Genomic DNA, 16,741 nt, shown 5'->3' with positions numbered 1-16,741 from the left:
GGTACCGGAATGAAACGATTTCATCTTATGCCTTTTGCGATTCCGAAAGGAGTATACTACAAGTTAACCATTCAAGCTGGCGATAAACCAAAGTACAAACCAATGGCGCAAGTATGGAATCAAATGATTCGATTTATGAAACGACGTTGGTATGAACGTTTACCTTTTCTGATCCAGGAACCTTGGGTTGCTTGGGAAATTCATGGTCATGCTGGAATTACACAATATGGTTGTTGGGCGTCAAACAAACTTTATGGAGATAGAATGGTTGATTCCCTGCAATCAGCGTATCCAGATATTCAAGTAAATCCATCAGAAAAGCCACCAGCAATTGATTATACTCGTCCCCATTCAGGAGCTCGTCTGATGTTGCAATATGATTATTCCCTGCCCTTAAATGTTGCCTATCCTGATGATCTAGAAACACATGCGAATTTATTGGAATTGATCAGTCAGCTAAAAGAAAATCAGTCTGTGATCTGTCAATTTCTCATTCGTCCTATGTATGATCGTCAAGTAGAGGGTGCATTCTCTCGAGCCATCCGGGATATAAAAAGAGATAAACGTGCACCTAGCGGGGAAAATCAGTTGTATCTGCAAGCATTGCAAGCAAAGAAGAGTCGGATGAAAGCCGAAGTGGTTATCCGAATTTTAGCATTTGATCAAACGAGAGAAGATGCTGACCAACTTGCAGATCAATGCAGCAAAGCTTTTAGTTGGATGGAACATTCCCATTTTAATCGTTTCCATGTACGGGAATGGTGGCAGACGATTAAACCATTATTTCGCTTTGAATTCTCCAATCGCATTTTTCCATTTCGGTTGAAAAAAAATGTGGTTGTACTGGGTGATCAGGAATTAGCTGGATTGGCCAGGGTTCCGGCGATGCCACGGACAGCCTTTATTCATAATCAAAATATGCAACTTCCCTTAGCTCCAAAAGAAATACAAAAAAATGCAGGAAAACCCGAGACGGTATATTTAGGTATAAATGCTCGCGGTCCCATCGAAAATAAGATCCACCTCCCGATTGATCATCTCGCTGAAAATATGGTTATTTTTGGTCGGGATGGAATGGGAAAAACGACATTTTTGCTTCATTGGTTGCTGGATTTTTTAGAAAAGCGAACAGATGAGAATCGATATGGGTGCACCGTGCTGGATATGGACGGTACGTTAGCTGATCGTTTATTAACGAGACTTCCAGAGAAGTTACATCCATATGTGACCACTGCCCGCTTTCGAGATTGGAAGTTTCCCTTTAATCCTTTTGATATTGATTTTCCTCAAGCAGAGTATGGCTATGTCGGAGAGATTTTACGCCGCTTGGATGCAGAATTTTGGGGTCCTCATGTACCAGATAGCTTTATGATGACTGCCTCAGCTCTGGATTTATTGGATCAGGGATCTTATTGGAATATGCAGCGTGTATTCGAAGATCCAGAATACGCTAAGGCGATATACGATGGGGTTCCGGAAGATAGCGATCGAAATCGATCATTGCGGGAACAATTGAGAAAATATATTCATGCGGAAACAGGAGTCGTCAATTGGCCAAAAGAGTTGATTCGAAGTCCTTCTCTGACTCGTTTGCGGTTATGGAATTCAGGTCCGATGGGGCGAATTTTAAACCAACGGACAGATGGTTTCAGATGGCTGAAAGCGATTAACGAAGGACATATTCAAATTTTAGATCTAGCAGGCCTTACCTATGATCAGAAAAAATTAATCGTATCGAAAGTCTTTATGTTCTTTGAAATATTTTCTTATCCTAGAGAAATGAAACGGATGAGAGGTCAATATTTACCGCTTCATCCGATCATTCTAGACGAAGGTTCCTACTATATTAATGATGTAATGCCCAATCTATACGGATTTCTAAAAGATTTTACGCATAATCGAACCCCGTTAGTATTGACTGCATCAGGTGTAAAGGATTATTTAAGTCCCCAAGTTTTAGATAGTTTATTTCGTCAAGTTGGCAATGTCGTTTCGTTCCAAGTTTCTCCCACTGATGCAGAAGTGATCGCAAGGGGGATGAAAGATCGAGCTGGACAAGTAACACCAAAAGATTATGAATGGATTTTGCCTCATCATGCTTATATGAAATTGGTTCCCAAAAAAGATGCGATCTTTGTCAATAAAACACCAGAACTCGAGATTATACCAGATGAAAAAAAGATTCAGCAGTTGTTGGATCAGTCTTATGACAGAGCAATGGCATATGAGTTAGAGAGAAGAGAAAACAAGCCAAGAAAACATACACCTATTGTTTAAGGTGTATAGTAAAAAGAACTTGTCCGATTGGACAAGTTCTTTTTACGTGTAGAAGATTACAATCCGAAAAGGGTAAGCAAATGAAACAAAAGAAAAGCAATAATTGCAGTTATCGGCAGGGTAAGAATCCAAGCATACACGATTTTAGTGGCAATACTCCAGCGAACACTTCGAATACGATCTGCTATTCCTACTCCGATAATTGCGCCTGTGATCGTATGGGTGGTGCTGACGGGTACACCGATTTTGGCAATGGTAGTGAGTAATATCGCTGCCCCGGTCTCCGCAGCAAATCCTTGTGGTGTTTCCAATCGACTAAGCCTAGAACCTACAGTTTGTATGACTTTTGCTCCTCCAATTGCAGTTCCTAGTGCCATGGCAAGACCGCAAGAGATCATCACCCAAAAAGGTACACTGAATTCTTTATGGTAATTTCCAGCAACAAGTGCCATTCCGATGATACCCATCGCTTTTTGGGCATCAGATGCGCCGTGGCTGAAAGCCATAAACGCAGCAGAAATCAACTGCAAAGGACGAAAGGTACGCTTAACTTTGGATGGTTGTTTATTGCGAAAGATACCGCGAATGATCTTAATGATAATAAAACTGATCAATGCACCTAGTATAGGAGAGACAACCAAACCAAGAAGAATGATAAGAATTCCATGAATCTTAAGAATACCAAGCCCTTTGAAGGCAACAGCAGCACCGATGAGACTGCCGATAAGAGCATGAGAAGAACTAGTAGGCAGTCCCATCAGTACGGTGACAACATTCCAAACAATCACAGAAAGGAGTGCTGCTATAAGCACTACTAGGGAGATATTTTTAGGATCGACGATATCTTTTCCGATCGCTTTAGCTACTTCGGTAAAAAAGAGGGCTCCTACTAAATTTAACACGGCTGCCATCATAATCGCTTTTGCTGGGGAGAGCGTCCTTGTTCCTACAACGGTAGCGATTGCATTTGCGGTGTCATGCCATCCATTTGTAAAGTCGAAGGCTAGCGCTAAGAGGATGACAACGATGACTAATAAAGTAAGCTCAGGCATACTTCATGACCACTCTTTCCATCACATCCATCAAATCTTCAAATGTATCACTGACATCTTCCAGTCTTTCATATATCTCTTTCATTTTTATAAGGTTTAAGAGATCTACTGGTTCTTCGAATAACGTATGTACACTTTCTCTCATGAGGCGATCGCCTTCATTTTCTAATTCATTTATGTCAATAGAAATCTTACGAATGGTTTGGAAGTCCTTTTTTTCTAAAGCGACAAATGCTTTATGCGACAAATTGGCACATTTGACGAGGTTATCTGCAAATTGAATGAGGTAAGGAGTGGTTTGATCTATCTTATAGTAAACAAATCTTGCGGTACATGCTTCTACTTCATCAAGGACATCATCAAGGTGTCCAGCTAAAGCCATGATATCTTCACGGTCGAGTGGAGGTACAAAAGTTTGATCCAATTCTTTCAGTATGAGGTGAGTGTATTCATCTCCTTTGGACTCTAAGTCTTTTATAATTTCTGCATATTTTTCTTTCTCTTGAAGCGTTTCCACATCTTCGCGAAATAATTTAACAGCTTCAACTATGTTTAAAGTTGCATCTGTTAATGTTTGATAAAAGAAACGATCTTTTGAACGATTAAATAGCAAGTTAATTCCTCCTGATATATGAATACATGGATTTATTTACCTTACCAATCTAATGTAATAGAAAGATAACTCCATAGGTTAAAAATAAATAAAAATTTAACCATACCTTAACAGTCAATAGTGCGCGCTTTTTGATTTTTCCCTATTCCTGACAGCCCTATTCCAATCCATCCTCCTACGAGGATACCAAAAGTATTCATCATCAGGTCATCGACATCAAAGACCCCAAGTCCCGTCATACCTTGGATGATTTCAATGATAGACATGAGTATCAAACCGTATAAGGAAGAACGGGGTACTGACTTCGTAAGATAGACAAAGAATATCCCCATAGGTATGAACAATAATGTATTTCCTCCCACATACCAAATCCTATTTTTTAAAGATAAATTTTGCAGAAGTTCTACCGTATGTACAAAAGGGATAAAATTCCACCCTGAAACAGAAAAGGTTTTGGAACGGAACAACAGTAGTGTACTCATCCAAGTTAAATAGATAGAACCAAGTAAGTAATAACCATTTGGAAAAGTTCGTTTCGTTATGACAAACAAGACTACAAGAAAGAAAGGAGTAGTACCGATGAGTGTGAGATGTGCACGTGTATCGGTAAGCGATTGAAAGATCATAAAACTGAGCAAAGTGCTGCATGATAAACTTCCCAAGAATGCCAAAGTATAAAAGCGAACCCTCAAATCATCCTTCCCTCCCAACTAGCCTATATCTTACTAAAAATAATGAACAAATTCCTTTGATTTAGAATAATTTTTTACTACAATTGATTTTTCCTCTACACAAAATGAATGGTTTGGATTATAATTTAGCCAAGGGCAACTTTTTTAGTTCTGTCAAATAAAATTGTTATAGACAAAGAAATGGTAGACAAGGGGAGGGAATAAAAAATGGAGTCAATAACAGTGAAAGAAAAAGTACCATCTTCATCTGGCTGGAGAAGAGAAAGAGTAAATCCATCTTTGCGCGAGGTTTATCGCACCATGCCAGTACCTAAAAAAGGTTCAGGATTTCGTAAATTTTTAGCATTTGTCGGTCCTGGTTATTTAGTTGCAGTCGGCTACATGGACCCTGGTAACTGGGCAACTGATCTTGCTGGCGGATCGACCTTTATGTACACTTTGCTTTCCGTCATCTTACTATCTAATTTAATGGCTATCTTATTGCAAGCTCTATCAGGTAAATTAGGAATTGTTACTGGCAGGGACTTAGCCCAAGCGTGTCGTGATCATTACAGTAAACCTGTTTCTTTTGTTTTATGGATACTTTGTGAGTTGGCTATCGCGGCATGTGATCTTGCAGAAGTCATAGGCTCTGCGATTGCACTTAATCTCTTATTTGGGATTCCCCTCTTATATGGGGTAATCATTACTGCGCTCGATATCTTACTTGTATTGCTCTTGCAAAATAAAGGATTTCGTCATATCGAGGCACTTGTGATATCTTTGATTGCTATCATCGGTTTGTGTTTTGCAGTTGAACTTGTATTAGCTTCACCAGATATGTCCAAAGTAGTTCAGGGTTTTGTTCCGAGTACAGAGATTGTTACAAATCCAGCAATGCTCTATATTGCGATTGGTATTTTAGGTGCTACCGTCATGCCGCACAATCTATATCTTCACTCTAGTATTGTACAGACGAGAGCTTATGAGGAAACACCAGAAGGAAAGCGAAGTGCCATCAAATTTGCAACATGGGATTCTTCGACTGCTTTGATGTTTGCACTCTTTATCAATGCAGCGATCTTGATCTTATCTGCTGCAACCTTCCATGGAACAGGAAAACCAGTAGATGACATCAGTCAAGCGTATGAGCTGCTGACTCCTCTCCTTGGAACATCGATTGCTAGTATTTTATTTGGGGTAGCATTATTAGCATCTGGCCAAAACTCAACTCTTACTGGAACATTAGCAGGTCAGATTGTAATGGAAGGTTTTCTCAATATTCGACTCAAACCTTGGCTGCGCCGATTGATTACCAGAATGATTGCCATTATTCCAGCGGTAATTGTCACTGCGCTATACGGCTCATCTGGCACGGTACAACTACTTGTTTTTAGCCAAGTAATCTTATCTCTGCAACTCTCATTTGCCGTTTTTCCTCTTGTGCAATTTACAAGTGATAAGAAAAAAATGGGCGAGTTTGCAAATCCATTGTGGTTAAAAATCTTAGCTTGGACCGTAGCAGTAGTCATTGCGGGATTAAATATATATTTGCTATACAACACAGCTATTACCTTTTTCAAGTAAAACCAGGAGTGTATTTCCTGGTTTTTTTATATTTGATGGCAGAAAATACTAGATTATTCAACAGGTGAACATTTTAAAATTAAGGATTGACAGTCGATGATCTTTTATACATAATAAGTTATGTAATTACTTTAAGTAAGTGATTGAATAATATTTAGTTCATAACATGGAGGTATCATCATGGCAAATACATTTTTAGAAGCAGTTGAAGCTAGACGTACTTATTATGGATTGAGTAAAGAGGAAGTAGTGAATCCTGAACGTGTAAAAGAAATCGTAAACGAAGCTGTAAAACATAGCCCTACTGCTTTTAACTCACAAAGTTCACGAGCTGTTGTACTGTTTGGAAAAGAATCCGATAAAGTTTGGGATATTACCAAAGAAGAACTACGAAAAATTGTACCAGCTGAAAACTTTGCAGCGACAGAAGAACGCATCAATGGATTTGCTGCTGGATATGGAACGGTATTGTTTTTTGAAGACCAAACTGTAGTAGAAAATTTACAAGAACAATTTGCACTCTATGCAGATAACTTCCCAATCTGGTCCAACCAATCTTCTGGTATATTGCAATTTGTGGTATGGACAGCTTTGGAACAAGAAGGATTAGGAGCTTCTTTGCAGCACTACAACCCACTGATTGACGAAGAAGTGCATGCAACTTGGAACCTTCCAAAAGAATGGAAACTCATTGCCCAAATGCCATTTGGAAAACCAACTGCACAGCCGGGTGCAAAAGATTTTCACCCATTAGAAGATCGAGTGAAGATTTTTGGATAATAGTCTTATAGAAGAAGGGACAACCGTACAGATGTTGTCCCTTCTTTTTTTATATGCTTTCCTTTAAAATGAAGTTGGCAAAGGATTGTGATTATCTTCATCATTGGAAAAAGTAAGACGACATCCACGGAATAGTTAGGAAAAAAGTATTTCCAAGATGTTGGTTAACATGTAGAATATAATTCAAGCAAGTACTAAAACTCATTAGGAGGAGAAATAATGGAAGGGTCTCGTTCGATAGACCAAGCATCTGTTGATTATCTATCATCACTAGTAGTGAAAGGGAATGTGGAAAAACATCACAACCTACTAGGTGAGGGTTTGAGTGGACAAGTATTCTCCTTTGAAAATTTTGCAGTGAAAGTGTACAAAGAAGATTTCAGTGAAAATGAAGATTATAAGATGTTAGCCAGTCTTGATGCTCATCCTATGTTTCCAAAACTGCATTTTCAAAATGAAAAGTTTATGGTTGTAGATCAAGTAAAAGGTTATACCTTAGCGCAATTGCGTGATGCAGGTTATAAACTAAAAGATGCGCAGTTCCGCCAATTAGAGCAAACAATTGAAGAATGTTATGCTTCCGGAATCATTCCCCATGACATTCACTTGAACAATATAATGCTAGATGAAAATGGTAATGTGAAAATCATTGATGTAGGTCGCTTTTTTTACAGCGATCACAAAGAAGATTACATGGAGAAAATTCATGAGGATTTAGAAAAGATTAAGTACCATTGTGGAATATTTAGTCTGTTCTCTTCTTCGAGAAGAAGACGTCGCCGTCATCACTATACCAGCAGCCGTCCACATCATCACTATACATCGTCGTCACATCGACATCACCATCGTCATCACAGACCACATCGTCACCACCATCATTCCCGTTCTTCTTTCTCCTTCTCCTTTTCTTAAGAGAGGAGGAGTTACCTCAGGGCATACGCTCTGGGGTATTTTTTTGTCTATAAAATGGGTCCGGCACTGCATCCGATGTTGCTTTGGATGCAGTGCCGGTGCCCGAGGAGCGATGGATCAGAGAGTCTGTCCCGCCAGTGCTCGCTTCAGAGCCAAGTAGTCACGGTTGATCCACGAGCCGGTCAGCGACTCGTTGTGAGCAGCGATCCAGACGACAGCAATCTGGTTCATGGATCGCATGTCACCACCCTGCTGTGCTTCGTCGATCATCATCTGAGCGTAGTACTGGTCGACAACGGCCACCTTGCCACAGATACCGCCCAGCTTCTGCTGCATGTTTCCCTTGAGAGCAGGCCAGTTGTTCCTGATCTGGAGCAGGAGCTCGTGCCCGGACTTGGTCGGACCGTAGTGATCGACCTTGTAGAACAGGGTGTTGGTGTCGATCACACCCCACTCCCATCCGTTGATCAGAGCCTTGACAGCGTTCTTGCCGTCGTAGATGGATCGATCGCCCTTGTGGGGCTGGACGATCTGCATCTCACACTTCTCTGCCTCGGGAGTCGGGGTGGTGGTCGCCACCGGCTTCTCCGTGGGTTCCTGCGTGACCGGCGCCTCGGGCGCCTTCGAGCTGGGTGCCTGAGACGGCTCCGGCGAGGCACTCGGCGAGTTGCCGGTGATCGGGATGTTGACGGAGTACCCGGGTCGCGGCGACGTGGTGAAGTCCACCGTGTCCTTCTGGCTGTCGAGTGCGAAGGCTGTGCCCGCGAAGGCCATACCACCGATGACGACGGCAGCGATCAGCCGGAACAGCTTCCGCTGAGGCCTCGGCGTGTGGTCACGCTGATCGTCCTCGTTGACGTCCTTCATGCCAGCGAGAAGCTTGGTGTTGTCGTTACCGTTGTCGAAATTGTTGTCGCTCAAAATTGCTCCTCGGACAGTCCCTAAAATATTAGGGAGTTGACTTTTACGTATTTTTATTATACTGCATAATGGAAATTTTGATAATAGAAAAAAGCCCCAATTGCTAGGCAACAGGGCTAGAGTTACGATTGCGTTTAAAAATCCATGGGCTGATTGATATAGATCAAGTATAGTTCTAGATATAGGAAGAACAGCAGCGGGATGGCGCTTAAGATTATACCGATCACGGTCAAAAGACTTCCGTTGGTGGCGTAGTAGCTGTAAATACTGACGATAAGTGCTATAATTCCGAGGATATTGGTCAATATTTGGATACTTGGGATAAAGACCAAGATAAAGGTTAAAATTCCGAGTATTAACGAAGCGAATGCTAGGTTGGTCGGTGTTATGTTTTTCAGCGGGTTTGGAGTTTTGTTTTCATTTGGGTTTTGATTTGGTTCCATCAATGGCAACTCCTTTTCATCACAGTATAAAAAGTATAACAAAAGGAAAGTGTTTGCGCTAACAATTTTGAAAAAAGGATGGGAAAATATGAATAATCGAATTGAGCAAATTGCCAAATGGTTACAAAAGGAGAATTTAGATGCTGCTTTCCTCACCTCAAGTGCTAATGTATTTTATCTCACTCATTTTGCTTGTGAACCTCATGAGAGGCTGCTAGGTATCTTAATTTTCCCAGATAGAGAACCTCTTTTGGTTTGTCCACTTTTGGAAATAGATCGAGTGAAAGCATCCGGTTGGACTGGAGAAATATATGCTCATCAAGATGGAGAAAACCCTTGGAAATGGCTCAAAGACCATGCTTTTTCTCATACAAAAAACAACTTGAAACTTGCTATTGAAACGGATCATTTGACATATGGACGAGCATTGAATATGAAAGAGGTGCTTGGCATTGAAGCATTTGTATCGATCGATGAGCAAATCCGCAAGATGCGTATGCATAAAACCGCTAATGAGATGAAAATCTTGCGCGAAGCTGCTAAATTTGCAGACAAGGCCATACAATATGGTATAGATGCTCTCAAGCTGGGTTGTACGGAATTAGAAGTGAAAAATCAGATCGAAGCTAAGCTTTTGGAACAAGGGATCACGCAGATGGCATTTTCAACGATGGTGTTGTTTGGGGAAAGAACGGCACTTCCTCATGGAGAAGCAGGTAAACGTGCCCTTCAAAAAGGGGATTTGGTTTTATTTGATCTTGGGGTGGTAGTCGATGGTTATCGTTCGGATATCACTAGAACAGTTGCATTTGGAAAAGTTTCAGGGGAACAACGGCGAATTTATCAAGTAGTTCGAGAGGCAAATGAACAGGCGATTCAGTCAGTTTTAACAAGAGAAGCAGCTGCATTTGGGCAAATAGACAGCGTTGCCCGTCAGCATATTGAGCACGCAGGATATGGGAAATATTTTACCCATCGTTTAGGTCATGGTTTGGGAGTTGAAGCACATGAATATCCTTCTGTATCAGGTGATAATTTGCTTCCTCTGGCATCTGGAATCCTATTTACCGTAGAACCAGGTGTGTACGTTCCAGAGGTAGGTGGAGTTCGAATCGAGGATATGGTTCTGATTACGGATGATGGTTGTGAAGTGCTGACTTCTTTTCCAAAAGATTTACAAATAATTTCGCTCTAAAAGAAAGGGTGGAGCTATGCGTATGTTTTCTCGTACATTTGGCATGGTACTGACAGCATTGTTGGTAACTTTCTTATGGGGAAGTGTAGCTCCAGCCATTAAACTCGGCTATCAGTCACTAGGTATAGAAGCTCATCAGATCGGCTCGCAGCTTGTATTTGCTGGACATATCACATTACTGGCAGCATTCGTGTTGTTTGTCTTTCTTCTAACCAATAAACAGCAGCTCAGCTTGTCTCTCGTGCATTTTTGGCCAGTGACCAAAGTTGCTCTCTTTCAAGTTTTTCTCAACTATCTATTCTTTTTTATCGGCGTTAGTCTCAGTACGGGAACAATTGGTGCGATCATGGCTGGGACGACTTCTTTTTTTCAAATTTTGTTTGCTCATTTCCTGTGGAAACAAGAACAGCTCACTTGGACAAAGAATGTTGGTTTGCTAATCGGTCTTGTAGGCCTTATTATGCTTAATGTAACAAGTTCTTTTCAGTGGCATATTGGATGGGGAGATCTTTTCCTCTTTTTTAGTGTATTAACAGGTGCATGGGGAAACTTGTTAGCAAAAAATCTTGTTACATCCATCAGTACCTTGCGGATGACAGCCTATGCTGTACTATTTAGTGGAGTTGGCTTGTTTGCGGTTGGAATGGGAATAGTAGGGACCTATCCTTTTTCCTTTTCCCTTCGATCCACTATCCTCTTGTTTTATTTGGGAGTCATGACAGCAACAGCTCTGTTTTTATGGAATTCGTTGATGCAACGTTTTCCAGTTGGGCAAGTGTCTCTGTTTTTACTCTTTATCCCTGTATTTGGAGTCTTTATTTCCTCAGCTGTATTAAATGAACAGTTGCAAAACAATGTGTTTGTAGCATTTATACTCATTGTAATGGGAATAGGAGTTATCCATCTGCCTCAGAGTATCGCGAGGAATAAGGGAATGTTGAAATAAGGAATATCGAAAGGTAATACGTTTGGGGAGAGAGATATGCTGGAGTTTGCGTTTACCTTTTTAGAGCGTTGTGGGATATGGGGTCTTTTTGGTGCTACGGCGATAGAAGCTACCTCTTTACCATTTCCAGGAGCACTGTTTGTCCTGCTATATGGTCATATCATGGAAGTCAGCAGTTGGCAGTTAGTGTTAATCGGTTTGGTCAATAGTTTGATTTTTAGTTTATTTACCCTGATTCCGTATGCCATCGGCTATCAATTGGAAAGCTTTTCATCCAAAAAAATGGATGCGGAGAAAGTGAAAAAAGCACAAAAGTGGTTTCGTAAGTATGGAGAGTGGAGTATTACTTTATCACGTCCGTTAAGTGTTGGAAACTATGTATCTTATATAGCAGGTTTGAGTAAGATCAAACCAATACGGTTTTTCTTTTTTACTTTTCTCGGATCTTTCCCATGGAATACCGTGTTGTTATTTATTGGGCGTTCGAGCAGTATTGCAGGAATTCAAAAGTTTCTCACGACACTAGGCAAATTTGGTACAGTTACGATCATTGTATTGGTGATCATCGCATCAGTGTGGGGGATTGTTTGGTGGAATCGAAGAAAAAGTCAAAAGAAAGCAAATGAAAAAAGCGGCCTCTAGCCGCTTTTTCAAGTTGGATTACTTAAGTAAACGAATATGCGCTTTTTTGATGGAGTGCGGACCACCAGTGATTTCTAGATAACCTTGGTTTATGTTTAAAGAAGTATCAAATAAGAGGGTGACATTTTTTCGTTCCATTGATTCTAACTTTTGGTGAAAGAAACCTTCTCCATTTCCGTTTACTAACAAATCAAGGGTGACGTCGGGATGATAGATCTTTCCATGATCATCAACCAAGCGAAACATACTTGGCTCAATCATGATTGGTTCACTGCTTTGATTGATAATACCGATATTCACCATTAGATAGGCTATTTTCGCTTTGTGGTTAATACCATTTAGTGTTAACTGTTTTTTTTGCTGTATATCTGTCATCACAATAGAAAAAGGTCGTGCTTTCACATAATCTCCTGCTATAGGATCAGGACTATCGGGTCTCATATAATTTTCTTTCATATTTGCTTTTGGTAAAGTTGTATCGACTGGCTGACAAGCGGTCAATACTACCAATAATAACGCTGTGAAAAAGCCTAATTTCAAAGTGAATCCTCCTATACCTTGTTTTGCAAGCTATTTTCTAACTATGTTATAGTAGGCACGAGCGTGTTTTCATGGAGGGATTGAGATGTTTTCATCATTTGTGCCAAATCAATATGTACCATCCATTTATAAGATTAACCTAGAAGAGCTGAAAGAAAAAGGGATGAAATCCATCATTGTTGACTTAGACAATACTTTGGTAGAATCTGACCGCAAAGATGCTACCCCTCTTTTGATCGAATGGTTAGAACGTCTCCAACAGTTAGGATTTCAAGTTATGATTGTATCAAATAATAGTAAAACAAGGGTATCGCAATTTGCAATTCCACTGCAAATACCATTTATCCATAAAGCTAGAAAGCCTCTGTCATCTTGTTTTCGCAAGGCAATGTCACAGTTAGATACAGATGTCAGCCGAACGGTGATGGTAGGAGATCAATTGTTGACAGACGTCTTAGGAGGAAATCGGATGGGATTGTACACCATATTAGTAGTGCCGATTTCCAAAACAGAAGGTTTTTCTACGAAAATAAATAGACGAATAGAGCGTTTGGTATTTCGCTGGATGGAAAAGCGTGGATTACTTGCTAGAGAAGGGAATAATTAATCGTGATGTTTTGTGAAGGTTGTGGCATACAGCTTCAGACCGAAGATGAGAAAAAGCCAGGATATGTTCCAACAGCTGCTTTGGAAAGGGAGCATCAATACTGCAAAAGGTGTTATCGCATCCGTCATTATAATGAGTTATCCGCAGTGGAACATGATCCCGATATTTATTTACAAATACTTGGACAAATAGCGGATACCAACAGTTTGGTTGTACAGATTGTAGATTTATTTGATATCGCTGGCAGTTGGATTCCGGGAATTCACCGTCATATTGGCAACAATCCCTTGCTTTTGTTTGGCAATAAAATGGATTTGTTTCCGCAGTCTGTGAAGGCAGGAAAGCTAAAAGAATGGATATATATGTACGCAAAAGAGATGGGTGTGGGGCCTGTCGATGTTGTAGTGGGAAGTGCAGCCAAACAAGATAAAATGCAAGAAGTGCGAAATGCGATTGAGAAGTATCGTCAAGGTCGAGATGTCTATATCGTTGGAGTTACCAACGTTGGAAAATCAACTTTTCTCAATTATTTATTAGAGGAGCCGATCATAACTACTTCTCCATACCCAGGCACCACATTGGATGTGATCCACATCCCCCTCGATGATGGACGAAACATTGTAGATACACCTGGAATCGTAAAGAAGAATAGAATTAGTGAGTGGGTTTCCCCAAAAGAACTGGGTAAAGTGATCCCCAATAGTCGTTTAAATCCAAAAGTGTATCAACTAAACAGTGATCAAACGATCTTTTTTGCAGGTTTGGCTCGTTTTGATTATGTAGAAGGTCAGCGGCAGGCGTTTACCTGTTATTTCTCAAATCAATTGTATCTCCATCGTACCAAACAAGAACAAGCGAATGCATTTTATGAAAAACATCTAGGGGAAATGCTGCAACCTCCCCATGATCCTGCGGACTTGCCAGCTCTTCAAAAACATCGAATTGTATTAACCGGTGGATCAAAACAAGATATCGTGATTTCTGGATTGGGCTGGATCGCTTGTGGAAAAGAGCGTGGAGTAGTTGATGTTTATGCTCCCAAAGGGATAGAGGTAACACTGCGTACATCCATTATTTAAATTTTTAGAAAGAGATAGAGGAGAAACGATGAAAATAACAGCTTATACACGTCCGCTTGGATTAATCGGTTATCCTGTAACGCATTCCAAATCTCCCGAGATGTTAAACGAAGTTTGCCGTATCTTAGGGATACCAGCAGTGTATTTGGCTTATTCGGTTAATCCGGATGATTTAGAAGAAGCAGTCAAGGGGATGAGAGCATTGAATTTTATTGGTTTCAATGTGACGATTCCCCACAAAGTAGCCATTATCCCTTTTCTCGATGAACTGGATGATACGGCAAAAGAGATAGGTGCTGTCAATACAGTAGTGAACAATGAGGGCAAACTGATCGGCTATAATACAGATGGAGTAGGATACTTGCGTTCGCTTCAAGAGGAGACTGCTTTTTCGCTGCAAGGTAAAACGGTCACTATTTTAGGAGCAGGCGGAGCTGCGAGAGCAGTAAGTATTACCTTGGCAAAAGCTGGAATAAAAGAGATGTTTATCGCCAATCGAACACAGCAAAAAGCGGAGGAGCTGGCAGAGAGCCTTCGTACTTTTACAAGAACACAGGCTGTATCGTTGTCGGAAGCACAGGAAACCATTGCTGAGTCTGATCTGTTAGTAAATACGACTTCAATTGGTATGTCACCACATACCGATCAGATCTCTGTTTCAGCCGATTGCTTACATGCCGGGCTTTTGGTGAGTGATTTGATTTATCGCCCAAAAGATACCAAATTATTGACATCAGCAAAACAAATAGGTGCACAGACGCATGGTGGTTTAGGGATGCTTTTATACCAAGCAGCAGTGGCAGTAGAGCATTGGTTTGGTGAAACTGCTCCGGTTGCTCAGATGCGAGCAATTTTGGAAAATGAGGCATAATATGAAAATAGGTATCATTGGTGGAACTTTTGACCCGGTTCATATGGGGCATTTATTAATTGCCGAACAAGCAAGGGATCGGATGGAATTGGACAAAGTGTGGTTTATCCCAACTGGACAACCTCCACACAAACAAGGACATCCTATCACCCCTGCAAAACATCGGTTAGCAATGGTACAAATTGCTACGGAAGAAAATTCCGCTTTTGAGGTGTTAGATTGGGAGATAAAAAGGGAAAAACTATCTTATACCATCGATACAGTGAACTGGGCGGTGAAAGCTTATCCCACTTATCAGTTTTCTTTAATCGTTGGTACAGACATGGTGGATAATCTGCCCAGCTGGTACCAAATAGACAAATTGGTTGAGCATGTATCGATTATCGCCATGCACCGTCCAGGCTTTACAGCAGAGTCACTCCCTGAATTTATTCAGGAGAAAGTACGTTGGGTGGAAGATGCGGTGGAAATTTTCTTATCGGCGTCTCAGCTTCGAAACAATATCATAGGTGGCCGTTCTTTTCGTTATGCTGTCCCAAGTGGAGTTTGCCGCTATATAGAGGAGCATCAATTGTATGAACCGACAAGATTATCTTGATCGTACCTGTGAGCAATTGCCTCTATCTAGATGGGAACATACACTGCGGGTAGTTGAAACAGCAGCCGGATTGGCGGAGCGATATGAGGCAGATAAAGAAAAAGTGGATACCGCAGCAATTCTTCATGACTACTGCAAATTTTGGACGGCAGAAGAATTAATTTTTGCAATAAAACAGTACAAACTACCCCAAGATCTATTATTATATAATCAAGAGCTATGGCATGGACCAGTTGCTTCTGTAGTCGCAGCCAAGGAATTCGGGATTCAGGACATCAACATCACCAATGCGATTTTTTATCACACTACTGGCAGGCCAGACATGAGCCTAGTAGAAAAAATCGTCTTTCTTGCAGATTACATTGAACCGGCAAGAAAGTTTCCTGGGGTTGACGCTGCAAGACAACTCGCCCAAAAAAGTTTGGATGAAGCCATAGTCCTTGCATTGAAGCAAACGATTCAATTTCTCATTTCATGTGATCAGCGCGTGTATCCGCTGACTTATGATACACTCAAAAGTTTGACCGAGCATGAAGTTGACATCTGAGGGAGGAATCCGGTTGAATCTAGTGGAGATCGCAACGCTTGCGGCTACCGCTGCCGAGGAAAAAAAAGCGCAAGACGTATCTGTGTTGGATATTCGTGACGTTTCTTCTTTTGCTGATTACTTTGTGATTTGTCACGGAGGTTCTCGTACACAAGTAGAAGCCATAGCTACAGCAATTAAGAAAAAATGCGAGGAGAAAAAAATTCGCATTAAAGGAATTCAAGGACTACAAGAGGCTCGTTGGGTGCTGATTGATATCGGTGATGTGGTCGTTCATGTTTTCCACCGAGATGAACGGGATTTTTACGATTTGGAGCGTCTCTGGGGAGATGCACAGCCCGTTAGTATCACAGGTTAATAGGATAGAAAGAAAAGCCCTTCCTATGAGGGGCTTTTTGCTTAGAAAATGAATAGTTCCAACGTTCCTCTATATGCGCACTCCCCGCACTGACCGAAGTCA

19 protein-coding genes are annotated in these 16,741 nt (G+C 41.0%); 13 read left to right on the top strand and 6 right to left on the bottom strand.

Annotated features, from left to right (window positions below; all coding sequences use genetic code 11):
- The first annotated feature begins 9 nt into the window (after window positions 1–9).
- Window positions 10–2,277, top strand: coding sequence for a putative type IV secretion/conjugal transfer ATPase (locus AC5WOE_RS00945; protein ID WP_496048135.1), 2,268 nt, complete (start codon window positions 10–12; stop codon window positions 2,275–2,277).
- 56 nt (window positions 2,278–2,333) lie between these two features.
- On the opposite strand, the gene AC5WOE_RS00940 is transcribed toward AC5WOE_RS00945, so the two are convergent.
- The 3 genes from AC5WOE_RS00940 to AC5WOE_RS00930 form a co-directional block, all read right to left on the bottom strand.
- Window positions 2,334–3,329, bottom strand: a complete 996-nt coding sequence (locus tag AC5WOE_RS00940) for an inorganic phosphate transporter (protein ID WP_496051676.1) — start codon at window positions 3,327–3,329, stop codon at window positions 2,334–2,336.
- Entirely contained in the window at window positions 3,322–3,942 is a 621-nt protein-coding gene (locus AC5WOE_RS00935; RefSeq protein ID WP_496048133.1) for a DUF47 domain-containing protein, read from the bottom strand. Before AC5WOE_RS00935 ends, AC5WOE_RS00940 begins: the two co-directional genes overlap by 8 nt.
- A 107-nt stretch (window positions 3,943–4,049) precedes the next feature.
- Window positions 4,050–4,634, bottom strand: a complete 585-nt coding sequence (locus AC5WOE_RS00930; RefSeq protein WP_496048132.1) for a VanZ family protein — start codon at window positions 4,632–4,634, stop codon at window positions 4,050–4,052.
- A gap of 207 nt (window positions 4,635–4,841) precedes the next feature.
- On the opposite strand from AC5WOE_RS00930, the gene AC5WOE_RS00925 reads away from it, so the two are divergent.
- The 3 genes from AC5WOE_RS00925 (at window position 4,842) to AC5WOE_RS00915 (ending at window position 7,892) form a co-directional block, all read left to right on the top strand.
- On the top strand, window positions 4,842–6,200 hold the full coding sequence (locus AC5WOE_RS00925; RefSeq protein WP_496048131.1) for an Nramp family divalent metal transporter: 1,359 nt from the start codon (window positions 4,842–4,844) through the stop codon (window positions 6,198–6,200).
- A 180-nt stretch (window positions 6,201–6,380) separates the two neighbouring features.
- Window positions 6,381–6,980: a nitroreductase family protein gene (locus AC5WOE_RS00920; protein ID WP_496051675.1), complete on the top strand. Its 600-nt coding sequence runs from the start codon at window positions 6,381–6,383 to the stop codon at window positions 6,978–6,980.
- A gap of 219 nt (window positions 6,981–7,199) precedes the next feature.
- Entirely contained in the window at window positions 7,200–7,892 is a 693-nt protein-coding gene (locus AC5WOE_RS00915) for an AarF/UbiB family protein (RefSeq protein WP_496051674.1), read from the top strand.
- Window positions 7,893–8,009: 117 nt separating this feature from the next.
- On the opposite strand, the gene AC5WOE_RS00910 is transcribed toward AC5WOE_RS00915, so the two are convergent.
- Window positions 8,010–8,813, bottom strand: a complete 804-nt coding sequence (locus tag AC5WOE_RS00910) for a hypothetical protein (RefSeq protein WP_496051673.1) — start codon at window positions 8,811–8,813, stop codon at window positions 8,010–8,012.
- A gap of 134 nt (window positions 8,814–8,947) precedes the next feature.
- Complete coding sequence (locus AC5WOE_RS00905; protein WP_496048127.1) at window positions 8,948–9,259, bottom strand: hypothetical protein; 312 nt, start codon at window positions 9,257–9,259, stop codon at window positions 8,948–8,950.
- 85 nt (window positions 9,260–9,344) lie between these two features.
- Here AC5WOE_RS00905 and AC5WOE_RS00900 point away from each other — a divergent pair, with 85 nt between their 5' ends.
- From AC5WOE_RS00900 to AC5WOE_RS00890, 3 genes are read left to right on the top strand one after another with little or no spacing between them, the layout of a single operon-like run.
- Window positions 9,345–10,451, top strand: a complete 1,107-nt coding sequence (locus AC5WOE_RS00900) for a M24 family metallopeptidase (protein WP_496051672.1) — start codon at window positions 9,345–9,347, stop codon at window positions 10,449–10,451.
- 22 nt (window positions 10,452–10,473) lie between these two features.
- The gene (locus AC5WOE_RS00895; protein WP_496048125.1) at window positions 10,474–11,397 is read left to right on the top strand and encodes a DMT family transporter; all 924 of its coding nucleotides are present in this window, start codon (window positions 10,474–10,476) and stop codon (window positions 11,395–11,397) included.
- Between the two features lie 36 nt (window positions 11,398–11,433).
- The gene (locus tag AC5WOE_RS00890; protein WP_496048124.1) at window positions 11,434–12,039 is read left to right on the top strand and encodes a DedA family protein; all 606 of its coding nucleotides are present in this window, start codon (window positions 11,434–11,436) and stop codon (window positions 12,037–12,039) included.
- An 18-nt stretch (window positions 12,040–12,057) separates the two neighbouring features.
- Here AC5WOE_RS00890 and AC5WOE_RS00885 read toward each other — a convergent pair whose 3' ends face one another.
- Entirely contained in the window at window positions 12,058–12,579 is a 522-nt protein-coding gene (locus tag AC5WOE_RS00885; protein WP_496051671.1) for a DUF4352 domain-containing protein, read from the bottom strand.
- 85 nt (window positions 12,580–12,664) lie between these two features.
- Between AC5WOE_RS00885 and AC5WOE_RS00880 the strand changes: the two genes are divergently transcribed.
- Genes AC5WOE_RS00880 through rsfS form a run of 6 tightly spaced genes read left to right on the top strand, consistent with a single transcriptional unit; the run spans window position 12,665 to window position 16,639 of the window.
- Window positions 12,665–13,186: a YqeG family HAD IIIA-type phosphatase gene (locus tag AC5WOE_RS00880; protein WP_496051670.1), complete on the top strand. Its 522-nt coding sequence runs from the start codon at window positions 12,665–12,667 to the stop codon at window positions 13,184–13,186.
- A gap of 5 nt (window positions 13,187–13,191) precedes the next feature.
- Window positions 13,192–14,265 carry a ribosome biogenesis GTPase YqeH gene (yqeH, locus tag AC5WOE_RS00875; protein WP_496052034.1) on the top strand — a complete coding sequence of 358 codons (1,074 nt, stop codon included), beginning with the start codon at window positions 13,192–13,194 and terminating at the stop codon, window positions 14,263–14,265.
- A 28-nt stretch (window positions 14,266–14,293) separates the two neighbouring features.
- Entirely contained in the window at window positions 14,294–15,136 is an 843-nt protein-coding gene (locus AC5WOE_RS00870) for a shikimate dehydrogenase (protein WP_496051669.1), read from the top strand.
- Window position 15,137: 1 nt separating this feature from the next.
- The gene (locus AC5WOE_RS00865; RefSeq protein WP_496051668.1) at window positions 15,138–15,734 is read left to right on the top strand and encodes a nicotinate-nucleotide adenylyltransferase; all 597 of its coding nucleotides are present in this window, start codon (window positions 15,138–15,140) and stop codon (window positions 15,732–15,734) included.
- On the top strand, window positions 15,712–16,281 hold the full coding sequence (gene yqeK, locus AC5WOE_RS00860; protein WP_496051667.1) for a bis(5'-nucleosyl)-tetraphosphatase (symmetrical) YqeK: 570 nt from the start codon (window positions 15,712–15,714) through the stop codon (window positions 16,279–16,281). Before AC5WOE_RS00865 ends, yqeK begins: the two co-directional genes overlap by 23 nt.
- Window positions 16,265–16,639, top strand: coding sequence for a ribosome silencing factor (gene rsfS / locus AC5WOE_RS00855; protein ID WP_496048117.1), 375 nt, complete (start codon window positions 16,265–16,267; stop codon window positions 16,637–16,639). Before yqeK ends, rsfS begins: the two co-directional genes overlap by 17 nt.
- Window positions 16,640–16,741 lie beyond the last annotated feature (102 nt).

This window comes from Shimazuella sp. NTD248 (genome assembly GCF_059510395.1).
Note: the sequence above shows the minus strand (reverse complement) of the source record. Positions and strands in the feature narration are given on the sequence as shown.

Excerpts from the sequence above, each read along its gene's own strand:
- AC5WOE_RS00945 (WP_496048135.1), top strand. The coding sequence starts at position 10 with ATGAAACGATTTCATCTTATGCCTTTTGCGATTCCGAAAGGAGTATAC.
- AC5WOE_RS00940 (WP_496051676.1), bottom strand. The coding sequence starts at position 3,329 with ATGCCTGAGCTTACTTTATTAGTCATCGTTGTCATCCTCTTAGCGCTA.
- AC5WOE_RS00925 (WP_496048131.1), top strand. The coding sequence starts at position 4,842 with ATGGAGTCAATAACAGTGAAAGAAAAAGTACCATCTTCATCTGGCTGG.
- AC5WOE_RS00920 (WP_496051675.1), top strand. The coding sequence starts at position 6,381 with ATGGCAAATACATTTTTAGAAGCAGTTGAAGCTAGACGTACTTATTAT.
- AC5WOE_RS00915 (WP_496051674.1), top strand. The coding sequence starts at position 7,200 with ATGGAAGGGTCTCGTTCGATAGACCAAGCATCTGTTGATTATCTATCA.
- AC5WOE_RS00900 (WP_496051672.1), top strand. The coding sequence starts at position 9,345 with ATGAATAATCGAATTGAGCAAATTGCCAAATGGTTACAAAAGGAGAAT.
- AC5WOE_RS00895 (WP_496048125.1), top strand. The coding sequence starts at position 10,474 with ATGTTTTCTCGTACATTTGGCATGGTACTGACAGCATTGTTGGTAACT.
- AC5WOE_RS00890 (WP_496048124.1), top strand. The coding sequence starts at position 11,434 with ATGCTGGAGTTTGCGTTTACCTTTTTAGAGCGTTGTGGGATATGGGGT.
- AC5WOE_RS00880 (WP_496051670.1), top strand. The coding sequence starts at position 12,665 with ATGTTTTCATCATTTGTGCCAAATCAATATGTACCATCCATTTATAAG.
- yqeH (WP_496052034.1), top strand. The coding sequence starts at position 13,192 with ATGTTTTGTGAAGGTTGTGGCATACAGCTTCAGACCGAAGATGAGAAA.
- AC5WOE_RS00870 (WP_496051669.1), top strand. The coding sequence starts at position 14,294 with ATGAAAATAACAGCTTATACACGTCCGCTTGGATTAATCGGTTATCCT.
- AC5WOE_RS00865 (WP_496051668.1), top strand. The coding sequence starts at position 15,138 with ATGAAAATAGGTATCATTGGTGGAACTTTTGACCCGGTTCATATGGGG.
- yqeK (WP_496051667.1), top strand. The coding sequence starts at position 15,712 with ATGAACCGACAAGATTATCTTGATCGTACCTGTGAGCAATTGCCTCTA.
- rsfS (WP_496048117.1), top strand. The coding sequence starts at position 16,265 with ATGAAGTTGACATCTGAGGGAGGAATCCGGTTGAATCTAGTGGAGATC.